Annotated in this window: 9 protein-coding genes; 5 read left to right on the forward strand and 4 right to left on the reverse strand. The window is 65.9% G+C overall.

The window, feature by feature from the left end:
• Window positions 1–43: 43 nt before the first annotated feature.
• From B2585_RS03005 to B2585_RS03015, 3 genes are all read left to right on the forward strand, one after another.
• A complete protein-coding gene (locus tag B2585_RS03005; RefSeq protein WP_414674029.1) occupies window positions 44–670 on the forward strand; it encodes a ribonuclease HII in 627 nt (208 codons plus the stop codon).
• A gap of 99 nt (window positions 671–769) precedes the next feature.
• Complete coding sequence (locus tag B2585_RS03010) at window positions 770–1,864, forward strand: site-specific DNA-methyltransferase (protein ID WP_292019825.1); 1,095 nt, start codon at window positions 770–772, stop codon at window positions 1,862–1,864.
• Between the two features lie 151 nt (window positions 1,865–2,015).
• Complete coding sequence (locus B2585_RS03015; protein WP_292019829.1) at window positions 2,016–3,260, forward strand: glycosyltransferase; 1,245 nt, start codon at window positions 2,016–2,018, stop codon at window positions 3,258–3,260.
• Between the two features lie 6 nt (window positions 3,261–3,266).
• On the opposite strand, the gene B2585_RS03020 is transcribed toward B2585_RS03015, so the two are convergent.
• Both B2585_RS03020 and B2585_RS03025 read right to left on the reverse strand, forming a co-directional pair.
• Window positions 3,267–4,406 (reverse strand): alkane 1-monooxygenase, encoded by a 1,140-nt coding sequence (locus B2585_RS03020; RefSeq protein ID WP_292019831.1) that lies wholly within the window; start codon window positions 4,404–4,406, stop codon window positions 3,267–3,269.
• A 65-nt stretch (window positions 4,407–4,471) separates the two neighbouring features.
• Window positions 4,472–5,521 (reverse strand): A/G-specific adenine glycosylase, encoded by a 1,050-nt coding sequence (locus tag B2585_RS03025; RefSeq protein WP_292019833.1) that lies wholly within the window; start codon window positions 5,519–5,521, stop codon window positions 4,472–4,474.
• A 66-nt stretch (window positions 5,522–5,587) separates the two neighbouring features.
• Between B2585_RS03025 and B2585_RS03030 the strand changes: the two genes are divergently transcribed.
• Entirely contained in the window at window positions 5,588–6,124 is a 537-nt protein-coding gene (locus B2585_RS03030) for a DUF721 domain-containing protein (RefSeq protein WP_292019835.1), read from the forward strand.
• 10 nt (window positions 6,125–6,134) lie between these two features.
• A complete protein-coding gene (locus B2585_RS03035) occupies window positions 6,135–6,815 on the forward strand; it encodes a DsbA family protein (RefSeq protein ID WP_292019837.1) in 681 nt (226 codons plus the stop codon).
• 61 nt (window positions 6,816–6,876) lie between these two features.
• On the opposite strand, the gene holA is transcribed toward B2585_RS03035, so the two are convergent.
• Window positions 6,877–7,902 carry a DNA polymerase III subunit delta gene (gene holA, locus B2585_RS03040; RefSeq protein ID WP_292019839.1) on the reverse strand — a complete coding sequence of 342 codons (1,026 nt, stop codon included), beginning with the start codon at window positions 7,900–7,902 and terminating at the stop codon, window positions 6,877–6,879.
• A 15-nt stretch (window positions 7,903–7,917) separates the two neighbouring features.
• Window positions 7,918–10,080 (reverse strand): leucine--tRNA ligase (gene leuS, locus B2585_RS03045; protein ID WP_292019841.1); only part of this gene is annotated, 2,163 nt, incomplete at its 5' end.

Raw genomic sequence — 10,080 nt, forward strand, 5'->3', positions numbered from 1 at the left:
CAAACGACTTGCCTCCGCCCCGCAGGTATCGCACCAAGGCGCCATGCTGGACGGTCCTGACTATTCTTTTGAAGCCGCGGCCCTTGCGCGGGGCTTCACCCGGGTTGCGGGGGTCGATGAGGTGGGGCGTGGTCCGCTGGCCGGGCCGGTGATGGCGGCGGCCGTGGTGCTCGACCCTGCCGATATTCCCGAGGGCCTGAACGACTCCAAGAAGCTTACCGCCAAGCGCCGGGATGCGCTGTTTGCCGAGATCATGGCGCGCGCGGCGGTCGGTATCGGTCACGCGTCGGTGGAAGAGATCGACTCCCACAACATTCTGCGGGCGGCGCATATCGCGATGCTGCGGGCGGTGGCCGTGCTCGACCCGCTGCCCGATCACCTGCTGATCGACGGAAACCTCCTCCCCCGCGGGACAACTGTTTCGGCGGAGCCGGTAATCAAGGGTGACGGCAAATCATTGTCCATCGCGGCGGCGTCAATCGTGGCGAAAGTGACGCGCGATCGCATCATGGTGGACTTGGCGCAACAGCACCCCGGCTATGGCTGGGAGAGCAATGCGGGATATCCATCAAAAAGCCACATTTCGGCACTCAAAGATTTAGGGGTGACCCCACACCATAGGCGATCCTTCAAGCCGGTCCACAATATCTTGTGTCCAGAAAAACAGTAACCCCCTGATTTAAAAAAGAAATTGACTGCGAATCGCCTCTGACTCAAACTTATCCACAACAACGAGGGCCATAAGGCCCCGGGGACAGAGGCAGACAATATGACGAAAATGACCCGCGCGGCAGAGGTTCTGCCGCTCAACCAAATCCTGTCCGGTGATTGCATCGAGGTGATGAACAGCCTTCCCGAAGGCTCGGTCGACCTCATCTTCGCGGACCCGCCCTACAACCTGCAACTGAAGGGCGATCTGCATCGTCCCGACAACTCCAAGGTCGACGCGGTCGATGACGAGTGGGACCAGTTCGCGAGCTTCAAGATCTATGACGAGTTCACCCGCGCCTGGCTGGCGGCCGCGCGGCGTCTGCTCAAGCCCAACGGGGCGATCTGGGTCATCGGCTCCTACCACAACGTGTTCCGCATGGGCGCCGAGCTTCAGAACCAGGGGTTCTGGATTCTCAACGACGTTGTGTGGCGCAAGTCGAACCCGATGCCGAATTTCCGGGGCAAGCGCCTGACCAATGCGCATGAGACGCTGATCTGGGCGCAGAAGTCCGAGGACTCCAAGGCGACCTTCAACTACGAGGCGCTGAAATCGCTCAACGAGGGCATCCAGATGCGCTCGGACTGGGTTTTGCCGATCTGTAATGGCGGCGAGCGGCTCAAGGATGACAACGGCGACAAGGCGCATCCGACGCAGAAGCCCGAGGCGCTGCTCCATCGCGTGCTCGTCGGCACGACCAACCCCGGCGACGTGGTGCTCGACCCGTTTTTCGGGACCGGGACGACCGGCGCCGTGGCCAAGATGCTGGGCCGCGAGTTCATCGGGATCGAGCGTGAGGAAGCCTATCGCAAGGTGGCCGAGAAGCGGCTCGCCAACGTGCGCAAGTTCGACAAGGAGGCGTTGACCGTCTCGACCTCCAAGCGTGCCGAGCCGCGCGTGGCCTTCGGACAGCTCGTGGAGCGCGGCATGCTGCGCCCCGGCGAGTCCCTGATCGGGCCGCGTGGACAGGTCGCCAAGGTGCGCGCCGACGGGACGCTGATCTCGGGCGAGGCGCGCGGGTCGATCCATCAGGTCGGCGCGGCGCTGGAAAGCGCGCCTTCGTGCAACGGCTGGACCTACTGGGCCTTCAAGCGTGAGGGCAAGACGGTCTCGATCGACGTTCTCAGACAACAGATACGCGCAGAAATGCGCTGACGGACTTGCCCCACGGGGCAAACGGCGTACCGCCTGTGCCTGTGGCCCAAGCCACGGCACCACTCAACCCCGCCCTTGTGGCGGGGTTTTTTTGGATTCGTGTTGAACCGTCGGGCGCGTCGGGCACACTCCCCCGTGAAGGGACATTTGCATGAACATTCTGATGATTTCCGTCGGCTCGCGCGGGGACGTGCAGCCATTCGTGGCGCTGGGCGCCGGGCTGCGTGCGGCGGGGCACGATGTCACGCTCGCCGGGCCCAAGGGGTTCGAGCCGATGATCGAGGCCGCCGGGCTGTCCCCCGCGCCGCTGCCGGTCGATTTCCAGGCGCTCTTGCAGGAGCCCGAGATGCAGGCCGCGCTGAACTCTCTCACCGGGCGGCTCAAGGCGTTTCGCTGGGCGAGCGAGATCATGAACGGCCAGCTGTCCGAGATGTGGCGGATCGGGCTGGAGGTCGCACCGGACCTGATCCTGTACCATTTCAAGGGCGCGATGGGGCCTTACCTCGGGCGGCGGCTGGGCGTGCCGGCGGTGCCGGTGTCCTTGCAGCCGGGGTTCGTGCCGACGCGGGCTTATCCGATGTTCCTGATGGGGCACCGGTCGCGGGGCGGGGCGCTCAACATGGCGACGCACAAGATCATTCATACGACGATGCGGCTTGGCACCAACCTGCTGGTCAAGCGCTGGGTCAAGGCGAGCGGCACCGATGTCGGCCCGCTGATGGAGGTGCGGCTGGGCTACAGCCCGGACGGGCGCCCCACGCGGATGCACGGCTTTTCCCCAACGTTGGTGCCGCGCCCGGAGGATTGGCCCGCGAAGGATGTGCAGACCGGGTATTTCTTCTCGGACCCTGCCGATTACACGCCGCCTGACGGGCTGTCGGATTTCCTCGGCGCCGGACCGATGCCGATCTACGTCGGTTTCGGGTCGATGCCGGGGCTGGATCACGAACGCACGACGCGGGCGCTGCGCGGGGCGCTGGAGCAGACGGGGCAACGCGCGGTTCTGGCGACAGGCTGGGGCGGGATCGACGGGTTCGAGACGGGCGACAACATCCATGTGCTGGACGCGGTCCCGCACACATGGCTTTTTCCGCGCGTCTCCGCCGTCGTGCATCACGGCGGCTCTGGCACAACGCATGAGGGGCTGCGCTGGGGGCGGCCCAGCATCGTCTGTCCGCTTTTCGCCGATCAGCCGTTCTTCGGCGCGCGGGTCGCGGCCCTTGGCGCCGGGCCGGAGCCGATCCGGCAGAAAGACCTGACGGCAGACAAGCTCGCCGCTGCGATCGAGGGGGCCCTGGCCCCGTCCGTAGCCACGAGAGCCGAGGCGCTGGGCGAGGCGATCCGGGCAGAGAGCGGCGTGGCCACCGCCGTGGACCTTGTCGAGCGGCTCGCCTGACCGGCGTTAGCGCGGTCCCGGAACCGGGTGCTCGCCGCGTTTGTACGGCCCCCAGTCCTCGATCTCGGGGTAATACTGCCGCCGCCAGTGGCGCACACGCGGGTTCATCATGCGCCGCCAGACCGGCGGGACCATCGCGGCCATCGCCATGACCGGATAGCCGAAGGGCAGTTGCGGCGCCTGTGTCTCCTCATAGGTCTGGAGCAGCGGGAAGCGGCGCGCGGGTTTGTAGTGGTGGTCGGAGTGGCGCTGAAGATTGATGAGCAGCCAGTTCGTCGCCATGTGGTCGGCGTTCCACGAATGATGCGGGCGGACCGGTTCGTATTTCCCGTCGCCCATGTATTTGCGCACCAGTCCGTAGTGTTCGACGTAGTTCGTGAGTTCGAGCTGCCAGATCGCGACGAAGGCCTGAAACAGAAACAGGGCGAGGCCGAGCCAGCCGCCAATCACCAGCGCGAGGAGCAGCGCGCCCCCCTGAAGCGCCCAGTAGCGCCAGAACGGATTGGCTCCGTCCCACGGCGACAGGTCGCGCCGCGCCAGCATCGCCCGCTCGGCCCGCCATGCCGAGACCAGGCCTTCGCGCAGGACGCGGAAGAAATAGCGGTGGAACCCCTCGTTGTAGCGGGCCGAGACGGCGTCACGCCGCGTCCCGACCCAGGGGTGATGGACAAGCAGATGCTCGGTGCGGAAATGCGAATAGAGGACGCTGGCCAGAAGCAGGTCGGCGAGCCACCGTTCGAAGCGGTCCTTCTGGTGCATGAGCTCGTGCGCATAGACGATGCCGATGGAGCCGGACATGACGCCGACGCCGAGGAAGACGCCGAATTTCTCCCACAAGACAAGGTGTTCGGCGCGCGGAATCCAGGCGATCATGGTGTAGAGCGTCACGATCTGGATCGGCAGCCAGACCCATGTGATGAGCGAGTACCAGTAAAGGTGCGCGTCGGTGGCGTTCGGGTCCGGGTTGTCGGTGTTGCGTCCGAGGAGCCGGTCGAGGGCCGAGAAGGCCCACCAAGTCCCCGCGAGGGGCAGGACGATGGCCCAGCCGCCATAGGTGGCCGAGAGAAACACCAGCGGAATCACGATCAGGGACGCCCAGAAGGGCGCGGCGTGACGGAAATCTATCGCGGTATCGGTCGGGGCCATCTGCTCACTCCTTGTCCCCCGTGGCGAAGTCTACGCGCCCGCGGCAGGGCGCACAACGGCGCGGGTCAGGACAGGCTGTCGCGGGCAAGGTCATAGACCTTGCGCATCACGGTGGGCAGGTCGGAGGGGGCGAGGCGGTCGGTGAAATGCCCGCGCGCCGGGGTGGCCTCAGCGGGCAGGGTGGCCACGCGCACGGCGAGGCGCAGGTGGAAATGGGTGAAGGTGTGGCGGACCGCTTCGCCCAGATCCTGCCAGTCGGCAGGGAGGGGCGGGCGATCCTCGGGCGTCTCGCCCCAGTCGCCGCCGGGCCAGCCCAGCATGCCGCCCAGAAGTCCGCTCTCGGGCCGGGTCTCGACCAGCCACGCGCCGTCCGTGCGCCGCCCGACATAGGCCACGCCGTAGCGCACCGGCTTGGGCTTCTTCGCCTCGCGGGCGGGCAGGTCGGCGGCGATGCCCTGTGCGTGGGCTGCGCAGTCGCCTCGCCACGGGCAGAGGCCGCAGGCGGGCGAGCGCGGGGTGCAGATCGTCGCGCCGAGGTCCATGACCGCCTGCGCGTAGTCGCCGGGGCGGGTGTCGGGGGTCAGTGTCGCAGCCGCCTCGCGCAGCGCGGGCTTGGAGCCGGGCATCGGGTCGGTGATCGCAAAGAGGCGGGCCATGACCCGCTCCACGTTCCCGTCCACGACCGTCTCGGCCCGGTCAAAGGCGATGGCGGCGATGGCGGCGGCGGTGTAGGGGCCGATGCCCGGAAGCGCCTTGAGCCCGTCCAGCGTGTCCGGGAAATGCCCGTCCAGTTCACCCGACACCACGCGGGCGCATTTGAGCAGGTTGCGGGCGCGTGCGTAGTAGCCCAGCCCGGCCCATTCGCCCATCACGCGGGCGTCCTCGGCGGCGGCAAGGTCGTGAACCGTGGGCCAGAGCGTGCGGAACCGGGTGAAATAATCGCGCACGGCGGCCACGGTCGTCTGTTGCAGCATCACCTCGGACAGCCAGACCGCATAAGGGTCGGGCGCGACCCCGGCGGCGCGTTCAGCCGGGCCGACGCGCCACGGCATCGCGCGGGCGTGGCGGTCGTACCAAGCCAGCAACTCATCGGCCATAACCCGCGCGTCACGCATGTTTTATCCCTGTAACTTCAATCGGCATGGTGTCGGCGCACCCGAACCCCTAGTATATTGAGCGACATGGAGAGGCCAGTGACCGACGCCAGATCGAAACCGGATCGCCGCACGCGCGGCTTCGAGCGGACCGCGAAGCTGCTTGGCAGCCGCATCCGCAAGGCCGGCGAATCGCGTGGTTTCGCTGTTACCCGGCTGATCACCCATTGGGACGAAATCGCAGGCGAGGGGATCGCCCAGATCTCGCGCCCCGTCGAGGTGTCCTATGGGCGTGGCGGCTTTGGCGCGACGCTCACGCTGCTGACCACCGGGGCGAATGCGCCGATGCTGGAAATGCAGAAGGAACAGCTTCGAGAGCGGGTGAACCGGGTCTACGGTTACGCCGCCATTTCCCGCATCCGCATCACGCAGACCGCGCCCACCGGCTTCTCCGAGGGACAGGTCGCGTTTTCGCCACGCAAGGCGGAGAGCGTGCAAGAGCCCGATCCCGAAGTTACCACCCGTGCCCGTGCCACCGCGGACGGCGTCGAGAGCGATGACCTTCGCGCGGCGCTGGAGGCACTGGCGGCGAACGTCTACACCCGAAACTCATCGAAATCCTGAGGCAGACCCCATGAACAAGATCCTTCCCATCGCGCTTGGTGCCGCCGTCCTGATCGGCGGCGGTGCGTTTTACACGATGAACACCGGCAGCACGCCGGGCACTTCGGCGCTCTCGCCTGTGTCCCCCGCCGTGGCGCAGGACGCCACGAGCGAGGCCGACATCGAACCGGCCGAAGATATGGCCATCGGCGATGCGGACGCGCCGGTCACGATGATCGAATACGCGTCCTTCACCTGCCCGCATTGCGCCGACTTCCATGAGCGCGCCTGGGACGACCTGAAGGCCGACTACATCGACACCGGCAAGGTGCGGTTCGTGAACCGCGAGGTCTATTTCGACAAGTATGGCCTCTGGGCCGGGCTGGTCGCGCGCTGCGGTGGCGAGATGCGCTATTTCGGGATCATGGACATGCTGTTCGAGACCCAGAAAGACTGGATCGGCAACGGTCAGGAGGCCGCGATCCTCGAAAACCTCAAGACCATCGGCAAGAAGGCCGGTCTGAGCGACGATGAGTTGAGCGCCTGTCTGGAAGACAGCGAGAACGCGCAGTCGATGGTCGCGGCGTATCAGCAGAACGCGGCTGAGGACGAGATCACCGGCACGCCGACCTTCGTCATCAATGGCGAGAAGTATTCCAACATGACCTATGCGGATCTTCAGGAGATCCTCGACGGTCTGATCGACGGCTGACCCCGGCGCGAGAGACATCGGAAACGGCGGTCCTGCGGGGCCGCCGTTTTTTTGTTGGGCCTCAGCCGCGCGCGGCCATGAAGGCGAGTCGGATGAGCGTGCGTTCGATCAGCGCCATTTGCGGCGCCTTGGAGGTGGACCGCAGGGTGAGGTCGGCCTCCACGATCATGTCGAGCGCGGTTTCCAGCTTCACCGCGCCCCAGCGCGAGGCCTGCCGGGTCATGCGGTCGCGTGACTTGAAATGCACCGGCGGGCGGGCGCGGAAGATACCCTTGTTCGGCCCTTCGGGGTCAGAGGCCGCCATGTGCAGCGTGCGGAAATGGTTGGTGGTCACGATGGCGAGGCGCGTGGGGGCGATGCCCTGTGCCTCGAGCCGCGTGAGCAGCGGGCCAAGCTCCTGCGCGCGGCCCTCGGCTGTGGCGTGGAGCAGGTCGTCCAGCACCGCCTCGGTGGAGGCGGGGGCACAGGCGGCCACATCGTCGGGCGAGACCGTGGAGGGGTCGTTCAGCATGTAGAGCGACAGTTTCTCGACCGTCTGGCGGAAGTCGCCGGGGTCGAGGGTGCGGGCCAGCGCCTCAAGATCCCGCATCGCTTCGCCATCGACGTTGTTGAGCCCGGCCTTGGACAGTTCCGCCTTGATCTCGTCGCGCGACATCGGGTCGTCATAGATGCCGACGGCGACGGCCTTGGGATGTTTTTCAAAGTATTTCCGCAGCTTGCCGGTGGGTTTCAGGTTCCCGCCGGTGACGACGACATGGGCATCGCCCGTCTGCCAGTCATCCATAGCCTGCGTGATCTTGTCCCCCATCGCGTCGGTCGCATCCTCGACAAAGACCGCGCGGGGGCCGGGGAAAAAGCCTTGTGCTTTCATCGCGTCGGCCAGCGCGGCCGGGTCCTGCCGCAACTCCCCCGCCATCATCCGGGTGAGGCGCATTTCGCCCTCGGCATTCTCACCCAGAAGATTCGCAAGAAGCTCCTGCCGCTTGAGCGCGACTCGCATCCCGTCGGTGCCATAGATCAGCGTGCCCGGCTTGTCGGGCGCGGGCTTGGCGAAGTGGCGGTTGGCCTCGGCGGGTTTGAGTTTCATGCCCGCAGTCTGGCGTTATGCCACCACATTCACAATCCGGCCCGGCACCACGATGACCTTTTTCGGCGCATTGCCGTCCAGCGCGCGTTTCACCCCGTCGGTGGCGAGCGCCAGCGTCTCGATCTCGCCCTTGTCCATGTCCTTGGGCACGGTGATCTCGTCACGCCGCTTTCCGTTCACCTGGATTGGCATGGTCACGGTGTCTTCCACCAGCATCGCCTCGTCGGCCACGGGCCAGTCGGCTTCGGCGACGAGGCCTTTGCCGCCCAGCATGGACCAGACTTCCTCCGCGAGGTGTGGGGTCATCGGGGCCATGAGCTGCGCCATGACGCGCATGGCGGTCTGCCTGGTCTCGGCCCCCGCCTTGGATTTCGACAGCGTGTTGGTGAAGCCGTAAAGCTTGGCGATGGAGGTGTTGAAGGCGAAGCCCTCGATCCCGTCCGTCACGGCCTTGATGGTCTTGTGCATCTCGCGCAGCAGATCCTCGTCGCCTTCGCCCGTGCCGGTGGCGTCCGCGATCTCGGCGGCGATGCGATAGACGCGGGCGAGGTGCTTGGAGGCACCCTCGGCACCCGAGGCGGTCCATTCCACGTCACGCTCGGGGGGCGAGTCGGACATGACGAACCAGCGGGCGGTGTCGGCGCCGTACTGGGCGATGATCTCCAGCGGATCGACCACGTTTTTCTTCGACTTCGACATTTTGGCAGAGGGGATGATTTCGACCGGCTCACCAGTGGCCTTCAGCTTGGCGCCGCCTTCGGTCTCTTCCACGTCCTCGGGGAAGTGATAGACGGCGCGGCCCTCGGCGTCGCGAGTCTGGTAGATCGCGTGGGTCACCATGCCCTGCGTAAACAGCGCGTTGAACGGCTCTTTCGACTTCTCCGGCAGGTGGCCGCAGATGTGCATCGCGCGGGCGAAGAAGCGCGAATAGAGCAGGTGGAGAATCGCGTGCTCGATGCCGCCGATGTATTGATCGACGTTCATCCAGTAGTCCGCGTCCTCGGCCACGGTCGGCGTATCGGCGCGGGGCGCGGTGAAGCGGGCGAAATACCACGAGCTGTCCACGAAGGTGTCCATCGTATCGGTCTCGCGCCGCGCGGGCTTGCCGCAGGACGGGCAGGCGCAGTCGCGCCACGTCGGGTGGCGGTCGAGCGGGTTGCCGGGCGTGTCGAAGCTGATGTCGTAAGGCAGCTCGATCGGCAGGTTCTCTTTCTTCTCCGGCACCACGCCGCAGTCATCGCAATGGACCACCGGGATCGGGCAGCCCCAGTAACGCTGGCGGGACAGGCCCCAGTCGCGCAGGCGGTATTGGGTGTGACCTTTGCCCCAGCCCTGTTTCTCGGCGTAATCGATGGTGGCCGCGATGGCCTCTTCCCCCGTCGCCTCGTCCAGACCGGCGAAGTGGTCGACCCATTTCACCGTGTCGGACTTGGGCGGCACGTAGGCAGTCTTGGTAATCCGGAACAAGTACTGCTCCCCAGGATACTGCTCTGAGTCGTCTAACGGCAAGACAGGATCAGCGTCGAAATTGTTGTCAGGCACCTCGTATGGAGCGTGGTCGCCATGCAGTGGCAAGAACGTCTCGATCACCGGCAGGTCGTACTTGCGGCAGAAGTCTAGGTCGCGCTGGTCATGGGCCGGGCAGGCAAAAATCGCGCCGGTGCCGTAGTCCATCAGGATGAAGTTGGCGATATAGACGGGCAGTTCATGGGCCGTGTCGAAGGGGTGGCGGACGCGGATGCCAGTGTCCATCCCGAGCTTCTCGGCGGTCTCGATCGCTTCCTCGGTGGTGCCGCCCTTGCGGCATTCCGCGACGAAACTGGCGACCTGCGGGTTCTCGGCCTCAAGCGCCTTGGCGATGGGGTGGTCGGGCGAGATGCCGACGAAGGAGGCGCCGAGCAGCGTGTCGGGGCGGGTGGTATAGACCTCGATCCGGTCAAAGCCCTCGGGCGCTTCGATGGTCGAGAAGGCAAATTGCAACCCGCGCGACTTGCCGATCCAGTTGGCCTGCATGGTCTTTACCTTGGCGGGCCAGTTGTCGAGCGTGTCGAGCGCGGAGAGAAGTTCGTCCGAATAGTCGGAGATCTTGAAGAACCACTGGGTCAGTTCGCGCCGTTCGACGAGGGCGCCGGAGCGCCAGCCGCGCCCGTCCTCGACCTGTTCGTTGGCCAGCACGGT

This window comes from Maritimibacter sp. UBA3975, assembly GCF_002384975.1.
GTDB lineage: Bacteria > Pseudomonadota > Alphaproteobacteria > Rhodobacterales > Rhodobacteraceae > Maritimibacter.

Excerpts from the sequence above, each read along its gene's own strand:
- B2585_RS03005 (WP_414674029.1), top strand. The coding sequence starts at position 44 with ATGCTGGACGGTCCTGACTATTCTTTTGAAGCCGCGGCCCTTGCGCGG.
- B2585_RS03010 (WP_292019825.1), top strand. The coding sequence starts at position 770 with ATGACGAAAATGACCCGCGCGGCAGAGGTTCTGCCGCTCAACCAAATC.
- B2585_RS03015 (WP_292019829.1), top strand. The coding sequence starts at position 2,016 with ATGAACATTCTGATGATTTCCGTCGGCTCGCGCGGGGACGTGCAGCCA.
- B2585_RS03020 (WP_292019831.1), bottom strand. The coding sequence starts at position 4,406 with ATGGCCCCGACCGATACCGCGATAGATTTCCGTCACGCCGCGCCCTTC.
- B2585_RS03025 (WP_292019833.1), bottom strand. The coding sequence starts at position 5,521 with ATGCGTGACGCGCGGGTTATGGCCGATGAGTTGCTGGCTTGGTACGAC.
- B2585_RS03030 (WP_292019835.1), top strand. The coding sequence starts at position 5,588 with ATGGAGAGGCCAGTGACCGACGCCAGATCGAAACCGGATCGCCGCACG.
- B2585_RS03035 (WP_292019837.1), top strand. The coding sequence starts at position 6,135 with ATGAACAAGATCCTTCCCATCGCGCTTGGTGCCGCCGTCCTGATCGGC.
- holA (WP_292019839.1), bottom strand. The coding sequence starts at position 7,902 with ATGAAACTCAAACCCGCCGAGGCCAACCGCCACTTCGCCAAGCCCGCG.